General features: G+C 54.6%; 16 protein-coding genes. 12 read left to right on the top strand and 4 right to left on the bottom strand.

The genetic code is table 11. The features are described from left to right. Position 1: 1 nt before the first annotated feature. Both GXX34_09015 and GXX34_09010 read left to right on the top strand, forming a co-directional pair. A protein-coding gene (locus GXX34_09015; GenBank protein ID HHW07648.1) for a peptide chain release factor 2 occupies positions 2-1,109 on the top strand; the annotation gives its coding sequence in 2 pieces (ribosomal slippage) (positions 2-70 and positions 72-1,109; 1,107 coding nt in all). 94 nt (positions 1,110-1,203) lie between these two features. Next, positions 1,204-1,905: a DUF2993 domain-containing protein gene (locus tag GXX34_09010; protein HHW07647.1), complete on the top strand. Its 702-nt coding sequence runs from the start codon at positions 1,204-1,206 to the stop codon at positions 1,903-1,905. Between the two features lie 21 nt (positions 1,906-1,926). Here the strand turns inward: GXX34_09010 and GXX34_09005 are convergent, their stop codons facing one another. Beyond that, positions 1,927-2,412 carry a chemotaxis protein CheX gene (locus tag GXX34_09005; protein ID HHW07646.1) on the bottom strand — a complete coding sequence of 162 codons (486 nt, stop codon included), beginning with the start codon at positions 2,410-2,412 and terminating at the stop codon, positions 1,927-1,929. Beyond that, on the bottom strand, positions 2,402-2,830 hold the full coding sequence (locus GXX34_09000; GenBank protein ID HHW07645.1) for a hemerythrin family protein: 429 nt from the start codon (positions 2,828-2,830) through the stop codon (positions 2,402-2,404). Before GXX34_09000 ends, GXX34_09005 begins: the two co-directional genes overlap by 11 nt. A gap of 135 nt (positions 2,831-2,965) precedes the next feature. Between GXX34_09000 and GXX34_08995 the strand changes: the two genes are divergently transcribed. The 4 genes from GXX34_08995 (at position 2,966) to GXX34_08980 (ending at position 7,918) form a co-directional block, all read left to right on the top strand. Then, complete coding sequence (locus GXX34_08995; protein ID HHW07644.1) at positions 2,966-3,163, top strand: 4Fe-4S binding protein; 198 nt, start codon at positions 2,966-2,968, stop codon at positions 3,161-3,163. A gap of 246 nt (positions 3,164-3,409) precedes the next feature. Further along, complete coding sequence (locus tag GXX34_08990; protein HHW07643.1) at positions 3,410-4,561, top strand: 4Fe-4S binding protein; 1,152 nt, start codon at positions 3,410-3,412, stop codon at positions 4,559-4,561. Between the two features lie 40 nt (positions 4,562-4,601). Next, a complete protein-coding gene (cooS, locus tag GXX34_08985) occupies positions 4,602-6,515 on the top strand; it encodes an anaerobic carbon-monoxide dehydrogenase catalytic subunit (GenBank protein ID HHW07642.1) in 1,914 nt (637 codons plus the stop codon). A gap of 182 nt (positions 6,516-6,697) precedes the next feature. Beyond that, on the top strand, positions 6,698-7,918 hold the full coding sequence (locus GXX34_08980) for a DUF2225 domain-containing protein (protein HHW07641.1): 1,221 nt from the start codon (positions 6,698-6,700) through the stop codon (positions 7,916-7,918). A gap of 71 nt (positions 7,919-7,989) precedes the next feature. On the opposite strand, the gene GXX34_08975 is transcribed toward GXX34_08980, so the two are convergent. Further along, a complete protein-coding gene (locus GXX34_08975; GenBank protein ID HHW07640.1) occupies positions 7,990-8,766 on the bottom strand; it encodes an N-acetylmuramoyl-L-alanine amidase in 777 nt (258 codons plus the stop codon). Between the two features lie 387 nt (positions 8,767-9,153). Here GXX34_08975 and GXX34_08970 point away from each other — a divergent pair, with 387 nt between their 5' ends. The 5 genes from GXX34_08970 (at position 9,154) to GXX34_08950 (ending at position 14,423) form a co-directional block, all read left to right on the top strand. Further along, a complete protein-coding gene (locus tag GXX34_08970) occupies positions 9,154-10,851 on the top strand; it encodes a DUF3365 domain-containing protein (protein ID HHW07639.1) in 1,698 nt (565 codons plus the stop codon). Beyond that, entirely contained in the window at positions 10,820-11,524 is a 705-nt protein-coding gene (locus tag GXX34_08965) for a response regulator transcription factor (GenBank protein ID HHW07638.1), read from the top strand. Before GXX34_08970 ends, GXX34_08965 begins: the two co-directional genes overlap by 32 nt. A gap of 236 nt (positions 11,525-11,760) precedes the next feature. After that, the gene (locus GXX34_08960) at positions 11,761-12,603 is read left to right on the top strand and encodes a YitT family protein (GenBank protein HHW07637.1); all 843 of its coding nucleotides are present in this window, start codon (positions 11,761-11,763) and stop codon (positions 12,601-12,603) included. Between the two features lie 40 nt (positions 12,604-12,643). Next, a complete protein-coding gene (locus GXX34_08955) occupies positions 12,644-13,468 on the top strand; it encodes a transketolase (GenBank protein ID HHW07636.1) in 825 nt (274 codons plus the stop codon). Between the two features lie 13 nt (positions 13,469-13,481). Further along, the gene (locus tag GXX34_08950; protein ID HHW07635.1) at positions 13,482-14,423 is read left to right on the top strand and encodes a transketolase family protein; all 942 of its coding nucleotides are present in this window, start codon (positions 13,482-13,484) and stop codon (positions 14,421-14,423) included. Between the two features lie 17 nt (positions 14,424-14,440). Here GXX34_08950 and GXX34_08945 read toward each other — a convergent pair whose 3' ends face one another. Further along, positions 14,441-15,865 carry a sodium:solute symporter family protein gene (locus tag GXX34_08945; protein ID HHW07634.1) on the bottom strand — a complete coding sequence of 475 codons (1,425 nt, stop codon included), beginning with the start codon at positions 15,863-15,865 and terminating at the stop codon, positions 14,441-14,443. Positions 15,866-16,210: 345 nt separating this feature from the next. Between GXX34_08945 and GXX34_08940 the strand changes: the two genes are divergently transcribed. Further along, entirely contained in the window at positions 16,211-16,321 is a 111-nt protein-coding gene (locus GXX34_08940; protein HHW07633.1) for a hypothetical protein, read from the top strand. Positions 16,322-16,554 lie beyond the last annotated feature (233 nt).

Here is a 16,554-nt window from a genome sequence, read left to right as displayed (position 1 = left end):
GATGCTGGTTGATTTAAGGCCCAAGTTGGGGGAATTAAAGCAAAGAATAGAAGAATTGAGGGTTTCTCTTTGACATCGAAAACCGGGAAGCCAAGGTAAAAGAACTGGAAAACCAGATGCTGGCGGACACCTTTTGGGATAACCGGGAGTTGGCCCAGCAGGTGACCCAAAGCTTGAGTTTTCACCGGGAAGTATTAACCGCCTTTTATGCCCTGGAGCATGACTGGGAAGATATCCGGGAGCTTTTGGAACTGGCCCTGGCGGAAGATGACCAGGCCATGGAGAAGGAGCTGGCCGGCAATCTGGGGCAGCTGGAAAGAGCCGTGGAAGACATGGAACTGGAGACGCTGCTTTCCGGCGAGTATGATCGCAATAATGCTTTCTTGACCCTTCATGCCGGTGCCGGCGGCACCGAGGCCCAGGACTGGGCCCAGATGCTGATGCGCATGTACATGCGGTTTGCCGAGCAAAACGGCTTTCAAGTGCAGGTGGTGGACATCCTGCCCTGCGATGAAGCGGGGATTAAAAGCGCCACCTTGCTGGTGAAAGGGAACTATGCCTATGGGTATTTAAAAGCGGAAAAAGGTGTCCACCGGCTGGTCCGGATTTCGCCCTTCGATGCGTCCGGACGCAGGCATACCTCCTTTGCTTCCGTAGAATGCATGCCGGAGGTAGATGATACGGCGGAGATCACCATCGACCCGGGGGATCTGAAAATCGATACTTACCGTTCCGGCGGTGCCGGCGGGCAGCATGTGAACAAAACTGACTCCGCCGTGCGGATTACCCACCTGCCCACGGGCATCGTGGTCCAGTGCCAGAATGAGCGTTCCCAGCACGCTAACCGCTTGATGGCGATGGCCATGTTGAAGGCCAAGCTGTGGGAACTGGAGATGCGGAAGAAGGAGGAAGAACTGGCCCAACTGCGGGGCGAGCAGCGGGAAATCGCCTGGGGTAGCCAAATCCGCTCTTACGTGTTTCATCCCTATTCTCTGGTGAAAGATCACCGGACCAACGTGGAAACCGGTAATGTTCAGGCGGTGATGGACGGTGAAATCATGCCTTTCATCAGGGCCTACCTGAAAGAGCAGGCCCGGGGAAAACTATGATCCGGTTGCCTGCCGCCGGCGGGTAAGAGACGCCTGGCGCTAATTTAGACATGACCGCTCTCCACCGGTCATAGAATGGTGGGGGGTGGTTTTTTTGTGGTTCAAGTGGGTGGGCAGGTTCGGGCTGGTGGCTGTGCTGCTGGGTGTTCTGGCCCAGCTGACCTTGATTCCTTTGGCGGAGCGAGCCTTGACCAGAGCGGCCGCCCAGTGGCCCGCCGCAGAGGTGGAGGTACGGGTGGAAACTTTTCCTCCTTGGGAACTGCTGCAGGGAAGGATCGATACGCTGCATATAAAAGCCAAGCATGTCCGGCTGAACGACCTAACCCTGGCGGAACTGCAGGGAGAATTGTGCCGGGTGGAGTTCAGCTGGTGGGCCGCTTGGCTTCACGGTGGTTTTAATTATTCTTTTCAGGAGCCCGGCGCCATCCGGGTCATGGTAACGGAGGAAAATCTTGCCGAGTATTTGTCCGGGCGGCTGAACCTGCCTCTGCAAAATTTAGCAGTATCCATTGCGGGCAATAAGCTGCAACTGACCGCCTCCTTCACGGTGGCCGGGCAGAAACTGCCTTTGTTGTTGGCCGGAACTCTCGTCCTGGAACAGCCCGGCACCATCAGGCTCGTGCCGGAAAGAATTCAGGTGGGAAGCTTTGTTCCGGGGTTGGAACTGCAGGAAAAGCTCACCGGTAATACCAGTTTCCAACTGCCTCTGGACAACCTGCCGGTGAAAGTGGCGTTTGACCGGTTGGCGGGAGGGCAGGGGCAGTTCACCCTGCATGGGTTGGTTTGGACGAAATAGCTGGATCCTGTGGGCGCCCGCTTACTGCACCCGTTGGCTGGTTTCCTTGAGGGCCATGTCGATCTCCAGCTTACCGATGGGGGTCTGCAAGGGCAGCCTGAGTACCGGTTCGCCCGGTGGGCATTCCAGGCATATGGGTTTGCTGTCTTCCAAAACAATCCGCGGGGGTTTGATGTTGCAGCGGTAGTTTTGGTTAAACAAACTGGAAACCGCGTTGCCGCTGATGATATTTGATACTTCGGCCAGGGCCGAGGTGACGAAGCTGTCGACCTGATCGAATTCCAGGCCGGACATGATTTTCACCATTTCCAGAATCATGGTATCCGGGAAGCGATAGAGAATGTACCCGGACAAGTCCCCTTCCACTTCAATGATCACGCCTACTTCCTGTTTCCCCAGCATCTGCTGCAGCGCTTTGGACGTATCCCGCATCACATCTATATCAAGCATCAGCTTGAAAACATTAATAGTCGCTTGATAAAAAGGATTGACATACTCAGCCTTCATTATTTGACCTCCCTTGTCCCGAAACAAAATGGGCTATCTGCTGGTCAGTGGCCGCCACGTGGTTGATTAACCAGGCAAGAAGCTTACCGGCAAACTGCTGCACGGTGTCTTCCAAATAGCCTTCCTCTTCAAACCGCCTGGCGAACTCATGGACTTCCGCTTTAAAGTCCTCATGTATCCGGCGGTGCTCTTCATAACCAGGGTACTGCATTTCTCTCTGGTAGGCTTCTTCGTCGGCGAAGTGAGTGATGACGTAGCTTTGCATGAAGGCCAGGGTTTCTTTGACTTTTGGCAATTTTTCTTCCCAAGATCCATCCTGGCGAAGAGCTAGGACAAATTCAGACACCCTGCGGAAGAGTTCTTCATGCTGTTCATCGATGTTCTGTACTCCGAGACGGTATTTCTCTTTCCACATCAACGTCTACTCCCCCTTGGATTTAATGACCTTGCCTCCATTATATTATCCCTAGGCAAAAATTGACAAGGGTACATGAAGATTATTCTTTTGGGGAACAGTTATAAGGACAGGTATTCTGGGTAAGGAGGCCCTGCCATGTCTTACCGCATTACCGGTGACTGCATTTCCTGCGGCAGCTGCAGTGTCATCTGCCCCCAGCAGGCCGTTGACGACGGCTACACCGGACCTGCCCTGATCTCATCCGTGTGGCAAGGTTATCATATTACCGGTGCCTGCAACGGGTGCGGCTCCTGTGTCCAGGTTTGCCCCGTGGAGGCCATTGTCAGGAGCTAAACCGGGTGTTGTTGATCCCCCCCGGACCCGGGGCGGCAAAAAACTGTTTGCCATGACAGGGCAGGACGCTGCCTGCCTGTGCCCTGTCTTGGGACCTCCTGTCTAAAAAAACGGGTCCCCGCCGGGGATTTTTTCTTTACTGAGCAGGTATTCAGTCATCAATGTTAAATATATTTGTATAATTCGGTAATTTCTTAACTTTTCCTGCAGCCTCCGGCTGCCGGGACAATTAAGGGGGAGTTTTACATGGGACATTTAAGCGTGGCGAAACAAGATGTGTTTAAGGCACTGGCCCAAAGACTCGATCAAAACCCGGTGGGGGCGCCGCTCAATGAGACTCTGATGCGCATACTACACATCATGTATACGGAAGTCCAGGCCATGATCGGCGCCAAATTCCCGCAGGGCCTGGTCAGGTTTGAAAAGCTGGTGGACATCATGGGCCTGGACCCAGAGGAATTGCGGCAGCATTTGGACGACATGGCCAACAAGGGATTGGTAATCGACATTCCCCGTGACGATACCGTCTATTACATGCTCAGCCCCCTGGTCATCGGCTTCTTTGAGTATACTTTCATGCGGGTGACTGACAAGCTCCCGCTGCAGGAACTGGCGGAGCTGTTCCATGCTTATTTCCAAGATCCGGTAGTGGTTAAGGAGCTGTTCAATTCCCAGACCAAATTATTTCAGACCTGGGCTTACGAAAGCCTGATGCCCGAGGAGGTGGAGACGGAAGTCCTATCCTATGAGAAGGCTTCGGAAATGATCCGGGATGCGGGGGGCGGCGCCCTGACTATGTGCTACTGCCGGCACAAGGCCCAGCATTTGGGGACTAACTGCGATGCCCCCATTGAAGATGTGTGCACCTCCCTGGGCAATGCCGCTGAATGGCTCATCAGAAGGGGCTTTGCCCGCCGGGCCACCGTGGATGAACTGCTGCGGGTGCTGGACAAGACGGAGGAACTGGGTTTAGTGCACTTGGCCGATAATGTGCAGAAGAAGCCGGCCTACATTTGCCACTGCTGCGGCTGCTGCTGTGAAGCATTGCGGAAGACTAATGAATACGGCATTCTGGCCGCTCATCCCAGCAATTTTATCCCGCGTATTAACGAAGACTTGTGTACCGGCTGCGGCAGCTGTGCCAAGCGGTGCCATGTCCGTGCCATAAAAGTGGAAGAAAGGGTGCCGGGTGACAAGAAGAGCAGGAAAGCCGTTTTAAACCAGGAGAGATGCTTAGGCTGCGGTGCCTGCATCCGGGGATGCAAGCATGGTGCCATCGCTCTGGTGCGGCGGCAAGAGATTTATGTGCCTCCTGTGAACAAGAAAGAACAGATGATGCGGATTGCCATGGAGAAGGGGAAGATTCCCGCCCCTCCCAAATCATGTTTTCCCATATAACGGGCATAATACAGAAAACATGATTCTTGGGAGGCTGGATATGGGCAAAGAAAGTACTTTCCGTATTGACGGGCGGGTCAGCTACCATGATTCCGTACAGGAAATGTATGAAAAAAGGCTGAAGCCCGACGGGATGAGCACCGTCTTTGACCGGTTTGACCCGCAAGCCAAGATCCGCTGCAACTTCTGCACGGAAGGAGTGAGCTGCCAGCTCTGCAGCAACGGGCCCTGCCGGATTTCGCCCAAAGCAGGGGCGGAACTGGGGGTGTGCGGCATCAGCCCCGATGCTATGGCCATGCGGGATTTCTTGCTGCGGAATGTGATGGGCACCGCCACCTATTCCCATCATGCCTACATGGCCTTCAGCACTTTGAAAGCTACGGCCCAGGGGAAAACGCCTTTTCAGATCACGGATACCGGTAAGTTGACTTATATGCTGGAAAAACTGGGCTTAAGCACCGCCGGTACCGTAGAGGAGCAAGCGGAAAGACTGGCGGACTTTTTCTTGGCGGAGCTGTCCGCCGATTACCGGGAGCCGTCGAAAACCATTACCGCTTTTGCTCCTATCGCCAGGCAAAAAGTGTGGCAGGATTTAGCCATCTTTCCCGCGGGGGTGCTCCATGAAATCAAGGATGCCACCGCCAGCTGCTTGACCAACGTGGATGGTGATTATATTTCCCTGGCGCGCAAGGCCCTCCGGTTGAGCATTGCCTGCATCTACGGGGCCCAGATTCCCCTGGAAATGGTGCAGGATATCCTCTTCGGCACCCCGGCCCCTCATGAAGTGAACATGGACCTGGGCATCCTGGACCCGGATTACGTGAATATTGTTTTTAACGGCCACGAACCCTGGCTGGGTATTGCTACCCTCATGGAAGCCAAAAAACCGGAGTGGCAGGAGAGAGCAAGGCAAATAGGCGCTAAAGGGATTAGGATTGTCGGTTCCATCGAAACGGGGCAGGAAATGCTGCAGCGTTTTCCCATGGATGAGGTCTTTGTAGGCCATACCGGGAACTGGCTCTCCATTGAGCCCCTGCTGGCCACCGGGGCGGTGGATTTGTTCGCCATGGATGAGAATTGTTCACCGCCCAATCTTCATCCATATGCGGAGAAATACCAGGTGACCCTGGCGTCGGTGAATGACCTGGTGCGCCTGCCTAAAGTGGAGAAAAACCTGGATTACAAGCCCCCGGAAGCGGTGGAAATGGCCCGGCAGCTCCTGGAGTGGGCCCTGGCCAATTATCCCCTGCGCAAGCAGAAGGTCAAGCCCTACGTGCCGTCCCGCCGGCAAAAGGCCGTCGCCGGCTTCTCCACGGAGGCGGTTTTGCAAGCCTTAGGCGGCAAGCTGGACCCACTGCTGGAGGTGATCAAGCAGGGTAAAATCCAGGGCGTGGTGGCCATCGTCAACTGTGCCACTTTAAAAAACGGCCCGCAAGACTGGATGACCGTGAACCTGGCGAAAGAACTGATCAAAAGGGATATCCTGGTCATTGCCGGGGGCTGCGGCAATCACGGCCTGGAAGTAGCCGGACTGGCTAATCTGGAGGCCCTGGCCTACGCCGGTCCCGGGCTGAAGGAGATTGGCGGGGCTCTGCAGATCCCGCCGGTCTTGAGCTTCGGCACCTGTACCGATACGGGGCGCATTTCCATGCTGGTGACCGCCCTGGCCGAAGCCCTGGGTGTGGACACCAAAGACCTGCCCGTGGCGGTCAGCGCGCCGGAATGGATGGAACAAAAAGCCACCATCGACGGTATTTTTGCTCTGGCTTTTGGGCTGACCACCCATCTCTCCCCGGTGCCGCCGGTGACGGGAGGGCCGGAGCTGGTACGGGTCCTCACCGCCGGTCTGGAGGGTCTTACCGGGGGCAAGGTGATGCTGGGGGATGATCCCGAGCAGGTGGCGGAGGACCTTTATCAAGTGATCAAGCAGAAGCGAGGGGCTTTGCACATTTAGGTGGGACGGTCAGCTTGGCGGCAGGAGACGGTGACGGGATGATTCCCGGTGCCGTCTTTTTTATATACCCATTATTTTCAAGGGATGCAGGTATTCCGGGGCATGGCGGCGTAAATATGAATAGCATAGATCATGACGGCGGTTTAGCAAGATGGAAAACAAGTGCATACCGGAGGGATCAAATGAATCTAGAAGTTTTGGAAAAACTGAAAAAACTGGGTACGGTTAAACGGTTTGCCAAGGGAGATTTCATTTGCTACGAAGGCGATGTCGGCACCGAGATGTTTATCATTCTTTCGGGAGAGGTCGCGGTATACGGGAATTCCTTTAAGTGTGTCCAGGAAAAATTTGCCGTACTGGGCCGGGGAGAATTCTTCGGGGAAATGGCCATGTTGGATAATTTGCCCCGTAGTGCCTCCGGTATTGCCGAGACCGATGTCATCGTGCTCAGTATCCCGAAAGAGAATTTCCAGCGCTTAATCCGGGAAGTGCCGGAAATGGCTTTTGCCATCATGACCACCTTAAGCCGCCGCATCAGGCAGTTGGAAGCACGGTTGTTGGAGGCTTGTGAGATCAAACCGGTGCAGGCGGCCAACAATGAGGCCCTGGCGGGGGAGCCGGCGGTGGCGTCTCCTGTTGACCAGGCGCAGCCTTTGGACCGCCTGGGACTGCTGCCGGAAGGGCATAAGGTCTACGGGATCTTGGCCCGGGAAACTGATAAGGATTTCTTATTGGAAAAGCGGGTTACTTGCCCGGTGTGCGACGGTGAGTTTGTGGCAAAGAACCCAAGGATGAGCAAGTTAAGACTGAATAAACGGGAAAATGATTTAAGGGAAATCTATGTGGATTTTGAACCGCTCTGGTATAATATTCGCACTTGTCCTTACTGCTTGTACAGTGAACACTATAACGATTTTGACAAGCTGGGCCATGTCAGCCCGGAAAGGCTGCGTCCTTACCGGGAAAAGGCTTTGCAGTTGCAGGGCAAGGTTTCTTTGCCGCCGGCCGATCCCCTCTCCATTGACCGGGTTTTTCTCAGCTACTATCTAGCCATTTATTTTGCGGAAGCGGAAAAAGAGAATCCTTTAGCCCTGGGCAAACTGTACCTGGCCCTGTCCTGGCTCTACCGGGATGTAGGGGATGAGGAACTCTACCACCGGTCCTGGAACCTGGCTTTTGACAATTACTATCAGGCTTATTACGGTAACACTAATCTTAGGCTGGAGCCGGAACATGAACAGCTGTTATGCCTGATTTTGGGGGAGCTGTATTTACGTAAAGGTGACATCAACGAAGCGTTGCGGCACTTCTATTACGGCATCAGAAATCAGGACGGCACTCCGTTTTACAATAATTGGGCCAGAGACCGCTACATGGAGGTAAAAGAACTGCGGAAGGGATAGGGATTAAGACGGCGACTGAAGGACTTCAGCCGCCGTCTTTTTCGTAGGCCCGGTGTTCGTGAGGAGGCCGTTTATTTCTGGATGACGACCTGGTTCAGGTTTGGATCCCAGTGCACCGCAGCGCCCATGGTTTCCGCCAGCTTGCGAACTTCCACATAGGCCCGGCCGTCCAGAATGAAGCCTTGTAATCTTGTGCCTTTAAAGATGACCGTTGTTTCCTTGAGGGCGGGAGGCCCTGGCTGGCAGGGCGGTTTACCCGTCAAGCCAAGAGCGGCAGCTAATCCGGCGGTGATGGCAGCGGCTGCTTTATCTTGAAAGGCCGGGTCCGCCAGCAGAGCTTCCTCGGCCGGGTTGCTGATAAAGCCCAGCTCGATAATCAGGCCGGGGCACTTGGCTTTCCGGTGCAGGTAAAAGTAATCCAGCCCGTAAATGGGAGAACCTTGGGTATCCACCAGCCTGTATTTGATCCCCCTGTTCTTTAAACCGGTGCCTTGTACCAGTTGTTCTTGAACGATGGAGGCAATCCGCATGGCTTCCCGGTAGTAGATGCTGCCGTAATCGCCCCGGTAGCTGTGCCAGATTTCCACGCCCCCGGCTTGGGGATTTGAATGAGCATTGCAGTGGATACTGGCGAAAACCTGGGATTTAAAGCTGTTAATTAAATATACCCTTTCTGCCAGGGGGAGGCCCTGGTCCGTTCGCCTGGTGAGCTGGACTTGGGCCCCCAACTGCTTCAATTTATCCGCCAGCCGCAGGCTTACGGCCAGCGTCACATCTTTTTCTTTCAGACCGGAAGGGCCGGTGGCTCCCGGATCTGAGCCGCCGTGGCCCGGATCGATGACAATCATTGACGTACCTCCTTTCTAAAATAATATTCAAGGGGCGGGGAAAGGGACCGGGGCGGGGAGACTTCATTGACTTTAAATTAAGGATCAAGAGCCTCCGGATCCAGCGTCGTAAGCTTTTCAGCCCGGGGAAATGGGCTGTCGCACCCGGCCGCCAACCGGTGCTGCAGGACCCGTAGCCTGTGTCCTGCCGTCGTTTCCGCCGGCAAACCGTCATTTTTAGGGGCGAAAGGTAAAAAAGGGTGCGGCGTAGTGCCGGCGGTCGGGAAAGGAGCCGGGCCGGGCGGTTTTGTGCCACTGTATTCCACTCTTTGACGGCAGGAAAACATTCTTTCCTTAGCGAAAAGAAGGGGTGAATGCGGTTGCATTCTTTCAAGGCAGGTGAGCGAATTGTCGCGTCATTCTCTTTCTTTTCGCTTTATGCTGGCTACGACTCTTACTATTGTGCTTGTGATGCTGGCCAGCTTTTTTTGGGACTACCGGCAGCTCCAGAAACAGGCTTACCTGGAGCTCCATGAAAAAGCCAGTGTGATTACCCTGCAGCTTTTGGCCACCCGGGAATTCATCGCCAGGAACCAGGACCGCATCAACTATTGCCCCCACGGGCACTTTGAATTCAAGCATCTAAACCCGGCGGCGGTGGGGACGGGCTCCAGTGAGATTTTCGGCCAGTGGACCGATTACAAGATCAAGCAAACTCGTTTAACGGCCAGGAATCCCCTCAACCAGCCCGATGATTTTGAGCAGCGGGTTTTGCATGCTTTTATGGACAATGACGGCCTCAAAGAAGCCTGGGGGCAGGAAGTGATTGACGGGAGGCATTATTTCCGCTACATGATTCCCCTCCACGCCAATGAATCTTGCTTGCCTTGTCACGGGTCCCCGGCGGGAGAACCGGATATAGCGGGCTACCCGAAGGAAGGCTACCAGCTGGGCGACCTGGCCGGCGCCATCAGTGTCTTAATGCCGATGGACATCTTTATCAGCAGTCTCCGTTCCAATGCTTACCGGCATTTCGGTTTTACCCTGCTGGTGTTGGGTTTTACTTTGACCGCCATTTACCTGCTGCTAAACCGGACCGTGACCATTCCGCTGCAGCAGTTGAAATCGGCTGCCGTCCAGTTGGGCCGGGGCAATTGGAACCTGAACTTGCGCGAGTTGGAAGCAGAAGGTGAGATTAAAGACCTGGCCCTGCAGTTTCAAGATATGGCAGACCAGTTGAGGGAGCTCTATACTAACCTGGAAGCGCAGGTGGCCAAGAGAACGGAAGAATTAACACTGGCCAACCAAGAGCTGAAAGCCAAGCAGCAAGCTTTGGAAACGGCCAATAAGGAGCTGGAGACTCTTAACCAGCACAAGTCCCGTTTCCTGGCCACCATGAGCCATGAACTGCGCACCCCTCTGACGGCCATTATCGCTTTTGCCGAATTGCTGCAGCAGCAGTTGCCTGCGGGTGACCAGGTTAACCGGCAAAACGTGGAAGAAATCAAAACCAACGGGGAAAACCTGCTCATGCTCATCAATGATTTGCTGGACTTAGCCCAAATCGAGGCCGGACGCTACCGGCTCCGGCCGGAAACCATGGACGTGGTTGATGTGATCGATTCCGTGGAAAGAGTGATCGCGCCTTTAGCCCGGAAGAAAGAGATTGAATTCAGCACCGAGTTCTTGACGGAAGTGCCCCTGGTGAAGGCGGATCCGGAAAAATTTCGCCGCGCCGTGTTGAACCTGGCAGATAATGCGGTGAAGTTTACGCCCCAGGGAGGGAAAGTCCGTATCACCGTCGATTATGACCGGGATAAAGAAGAGGTACTGATTGCCGTCAGTGACACGGGCATTGGGATCAGGGCCGAGGATTTATCTTACATCTTCGACCGTTTCCGTCAAGTGGACAATTCCGACGCCCGGCGCTACCGCGGCTCCGGATTGGGGCTGGCGCTGGCCAAGGAACTGGTGGAAATGCACCGGGGCTGGGTCAGTGTCTCCAGTGAAGTGAACAAAGGAAGTACTTTTACTATAGGGCTGCCGGTAGGCAGGCCCGTGGAGGGGGGTACAGGTGAGGAGTATGGCGAGAATCCTGCTGGTTGATGACGAAGAAAACATCAAGAAAGTGGTGGAGCAAGCCCTGGTGAAGGAAGGGTTTGAGGTGCTGTACGCAGCGGACGGGGAGCAGGGCTGGGAAATGTTCCAAAGAGAAAAACCGGATTTGGTGATTTTGGACATTATGCTCCCGGAAAAGGACGGTTTTGATGTGCTGCGGCTCATTCGCCAGGCCTCCTCCCATACGCCGGTGATGCTTTTGTCGGCCAAGAGTGAAATCATCGATAAAAGCGTCGGTTTTAACCTGGGCGCGGATGACTACCTGACCAAACCTTTTAGTCCCATTGAACTGGTGCTGCGGGTGAAAGCGCTGATGCGGCGCGTATCCGCCGTCCCAGACCAAGGGAGCGGCAGCGACATCATTTCTTACCCGGACTTGACCATTAACTGCAAGCAGCGCACGGTGGTGGTGCGCGGCCAAAAAGTAGACCTGACGGCCAAGGAATTTGATTTGCTGGCTTTTTTGGCCGGCCACCCGGAGCAGGTGTTTACCAGGGAACAGCTGTTTAAAGTGCTCTGGAATGAGGAATACGTGGCGGACCTGGGCTCCATCAGCGTCTTTGTCCGCCGCATCCGGACCAAGATTGAACAGGATCCCTCCAAACCGAAATACCTCAAAACCGTTTGGGGGGTAGGGTACAAGTTCTCCCTGGAAGAATAAGATCCCGCGTCCACCGCTAGGGGCTCCCCCTCTTCTGATGTGGCTCCGGCTCATCCCCGGTCAGCACCTATGGCCTTTGTCGCCGGCCTGATCCCGCTTTAACGGGATTTTTCTTTTTTGGAAAGGAATAATGGAGAATCATATAGAAAGTTACTTAGTCCCGTCGAAACGTGAGGTTAGATTGGGAACAAAATGAATAGACTATAAGCAGCAAAGGGCAGGTTGGAGTGAGCAACATGACCAGGGAACATATGATACGCTTTTTTGGGATTGCCCTGGGGGCAGCTGTAGCGGGATTGGGACTGGTGCTTTTTTTGATTCCCAACAAAATCGCTGCCGGCGGGGTGAGCGGTATGGCTACCGTCATTTATCATTTGACGGGTTTCCCGACCGGCTTAACCATGCTGGCTTTGAACGTGCCCCTGTTTTTGCTGGCGGCCAGGGAAATGGGCATTTATTTTGTTTTACGGACTTTTTACGGTACCCTGGCTTATTCCATGGCCGTGGATCTGCTGAGCCTGGTGGTGAAGCCCTTTACTTCAGACCCTTTGCTGTCTGCCGTTTACGGCGGTGTGCTGGTGGGAGTGGGCCTTGCTATTGTGATCCGTTCCGAAGGATCCACCGGCGGCACCGACCTGGCATCGCGGCTGCTCCACCGTTATACCCAGCTGACCATTGGGCAAGCATTAATGATCATTGATACGGCGGTCATTGCCGTGGCCGGTGTGGTGTTCAATTTAGAGCTGGCCCTTTACGGCCTGCTGTCCCTATTTATTACCACCAAAATCATTGACGGGATCCAGGAAGGATTCAGCTATGCGAAAGCCGCTTTGATTATTTCCGAGCACAGCGACGTCATCGCCCAGCGCATCATCAAGGAGTTGGACCGGGGCGCCACCGGGCTGGCGGGGCGGGGTTTATTTACCGGGCAGTCGAGGGAGACTATCCTGTGTGTGGTGCACCGGGGGGAAATCAGTAAGTTAAAAAGGCTGGTGGCGGAAACGGATCCCCGCGCTTTTGTGGTTTTGACCGATGTGCGGGAGGTCTTAGGTGAAGGTTTCAAGGAACACCGGCTTTAAGATTTTGTTCTCATCGGCGTTGTGAGTATTTCCGGAGGTGATGGTTTTGTCACGGGATTTAATTCAAGAGCTGCAGGCTAAGGCCAGGGAAATCCGCAAATCAATCATTCAAATGACGGGGGCCGCCGGTTCCGGCCACCCGGGCGGGTCCTTGTCGGCGGCGGATATTGTCGCCACCCTGTATTTCCATGAATTGCGGATTAATCCCCGGGAGCCCGATTGGCCGGACCGGGACCGTTTTGTTTTGTCCAAGGGACATGCCGCCCCCGTTCTATACGCTGCGCTGGCGGAAAGGGGTTTCTTTCCCAAGGAAGAGCTGCTTACTTTACGGAAATTCGGCAGTAGGCTGCAGGGGCATCCCGACATGAAGGTGCTGCCGGGAGTGGAAATGTCCACCGGCTCCTTGGGGCAAGGTTTATCCGTAGCCAACGGGATGGCTCTGGCCGGTAAACTGGACGGGAAGGATTACCGGGTGTATGTGCTGCTGGGCGACGGGGAATGCCAGGAGGGCATGGTCTGGGAAGCGGCCATGGCGGCGGCCCATTATAAATTGGACAACTTAACGGCCTTCTTGGATCATAACGGGCTGCAGATCGACGGCCCGGTGCAGGAAGTGATGTCTCCCGAACCTTTAACTGATAAATGGCGCGCTTTCGGGTGGCATGTGCTGGCCATTGACGGCCACGATATTGAGGCCATCTTGTCCGCCATCTCCGAAGCCAAAGAAATCAAGGGACGGCCGACCATTATTGTAGCCAATACCGTCAAAGGCAAGGGCGTTTCCTTTATGGAGAACCAGGTGGGCTGGCATGGCGTGGCACCGAAACCGGAACAGGTAGCCCAAGCCCTGACCGAGCTGGAGTAAGGGGGATAACAGGATGACTACAAAAATCGCGACGAGAGATGCCTATGGTAAAGCGCTGGTCAAACTGGGAGAGCTTAACCCGGATGTGGTGGTGCTGGATGCCGACCTGGCCGGTTCCACCAAGACGGCTAAATTTAGGGAAGCCTTTCCAAGTAGGTTCTTTAATGTCGGCATCGCGGAACAGAATTTGATCGGCACCGCCGCCGGTTTGAGCCTCTGCGGCAAGATTCCCTTTGCCAGCACTTTCGCCATTTTTGCCACCGGCCGGGCTTTTGAGATGATCCGGAACAGTGTGGCCTATCCCAACTTAAATGTAAAAATTGCCGCTTCTCATGCGGGGTTAACCGTGGGGGAAGACGGCGCTTCCCACCAAGCGTTGGAGGATATCGCCCTCATGCGGGCCGTGCCCAATATGACCGTGATCGTACCGGCGGACGCGGTGGAGACGGAGCAAGCGGTCTTCCGGGCGGCGGAACACCGGGGCCCTGTCTACATCCGGCTGGGGAGACCCGGCGTGCCCGTGATCTATGACGACAACTACCGCTTTGAAATTGGCAAAGCCCATCTCATCCGTCCCGGCACCCAGGTAGGTATCGTGGCGACAGGCATCATGGTCTCTATTGCTCTGGAAGCGGCGGATCTCCTGGCCCAAGAAGGCATCGAAGCGGCGGTCCTCAACATGTCCACCATTAAGCCCCTGGATAAGGAGGCCCTTATCCAACTGGCGAAAACCACCAAGGCCCTGGTGACGGCGGAGGAGCACAACGTGATCGGCGGTTTAGGTTCCGCCGTGGCGGAGACCGTGGCCGAGCATTGCCCGGTGCCCGTCCTGCGGGTAGGAGTGGAGGATCGTTTCGGGGAATCGGGTACCCCTGCGGAACTGCTGGCCGCCTATGGCCTGACCAAAGAACACATTGTGCAGAAAGCCAAGGAAGCCATAGCCAAGAAAAAATAAGCCCCTTTAGCCGGGGCTTATTTTTTCTTCAATTCATCCAGGTATGCACTTGGTGCCGGCGGTACTCCCATACTGCTTTCGATGATGGTGACTAAAGCGAAAACGACAATGCTGACGGCGGCACCGAAGACAATGGCCAGGATACCGAAGGGCTCACCCAGGACCTGCCACACGATGGCGCCGATGGAACCGCCGATAATGGAGAGGATACCGGCATTTTTCGTGGCGCTTTTCCAAACCAGTCCCAAACCAAAAGCGGCGAAGGGTCCGGCGGAACGCAAGGCAAAGGAAAAGGTGTTCAAGGTAATAATGTTGATCTTGAACAGGGCGATGGACATGCCGGCCAAACCGATGATCACGTTGAAAAACCTGGTAAGAGTAATGATTTTGCGGTCTTCAATGTTGGGGTTAACGTATTTTTGATAAATATCCTTCACGATGATGGAGGAGGCACAGAGCATGTCCGAGTCGGCACTGGACATGGTGGCGGATATGATGGCAGCCGCCACTAAGCCCCCGATCCACTCCGGCGCCAGGTTGAACACCGCTGTTACTAAAGCCTGGCTGGATTCAATTTCCGGGAATTTTGCCCGGGCCACCACGCCGATGAAAGCGGGAATAAAGGCGTACACGCCCATGAGGACGGCGCCGACTAGAGCAGATTTGCGGGCGGTGGCTTCGTTTTCAGCGGCATTAAAACGGGAGATGATCTCCGGACCGGATAAGAAGGTCACGAAGTACATGATCATTAAGCTGAAGATTTGGGTAAAGCCGACCTTGGTGAAACTGAGGTGTCCCGGGGGTAAAGCTTCGGTGATGGCGGACCAGCCCCCGGCACCGGAAATCACAAAGGGCAAGCTGATTAAAAGACCAAGGGAGATCACAAACCACTGGATTAAGTCGGAAACTGCATCAGCGAACAATCCGCCCATGACGGTGTAAACAATGACGATCATAGCCGCAATGATAATGGCGATGGATAAGTCCAAACCTACCAGGGCACTGATAATGGTACCGGACGCCAGAATCTGGGAAGCCGTCAAGCAGAACAAGGCCGTAGCGTTGAGGACAGCCGTGATCAAGCCTGCCGTCACACCGAAACGTCTCTCCACAATTTCCGGAATGGTAATGGCCACTGCTTTGCGGATGTAAGGGGCGAAGTATGCCAGGGGTATGACGCCGATAGCGGCAGCCAAAACATACCAACCTGCCGATAAGCCCCACTGGTCAGTGAAAGCCCGCTGGGCCACCCCGACGGAACTGCCGCCGCCCACGTTGTTAGCAGCCAAGCTGGCGGCGACAAATAAAACGCCCAGGCGTCTACCGGCGACCAGGTAGTCTTCACTGCCTTTGATAAAGAACTTGTTGGTGAAATAACCAATTCCTAACATACCAATCAAGTAGGCGATCACTATGATCAACGGCACGAGTTGCAGTTGCATTTTGTACTACCTCCTTTGTGGTGTTATTGTTCGTTTTTTTCCCTGGGCTTATACATAACGGCTGGCGGTGACAAAAAACTTTGAACAAATAAAGTATTGGGACATCTTTCCGGCAAGGATTACCTCCCCTCTAAAATAAAAGAATGTAATAACAATGTTACTAAATTTAACATGAACATGCAATTTTTTTCTTGAGGCGTGGATATCTATTGCACAGGACTGCCGGCCCGGCTCACCTGGGGGACTTGACCCGGGAACGGAAGGAGCGTCCGGCCGGAGATCGGCGGGAGACCGGCGCGGTGAACGCCCGGTGCCGGGGAAACCGGGCGAGCCGGCCGGGCTTTCGTGCCATTGCCCTTTGTCAGCGAAGCCCTTGGTGCCAAGGTAGACTGGGATGAGGCCGCGAAGAGCATCAATATTACGCGGCGGCAGGCGGAGTTACTGGTAGGAAGGTAATAGGAAAAGCTCAATTTCAATCTCGCAGGGGGCCGAACAGGCTCCCTGTTTTGTTAGGCGCCGCCAAGACAATGAGTATCCTGCGGGGGGCATTGGCGAAAGTCAACCACGCTCGTCCCCTAGATTGGCAGGCAAGTAACAAATTGTTAAGAATATTGCAAAATCCTATTTATCGGTTTTTCCCGGCAGGTTTATATAATCAATCCTAAACTACCCTGTCCGGTTGTCCAGCG

Source organism: Clostridia bacterium, assembly GCA_012840125.1.
Classification (GTDB): domain Bacteria; phylum Bacillota; class DULZ01; order DULZ01; family DULZ01; genus DULZ01.
This window is presented reverse-complemented; position numbering and strand designations above follow the sequence as displayed.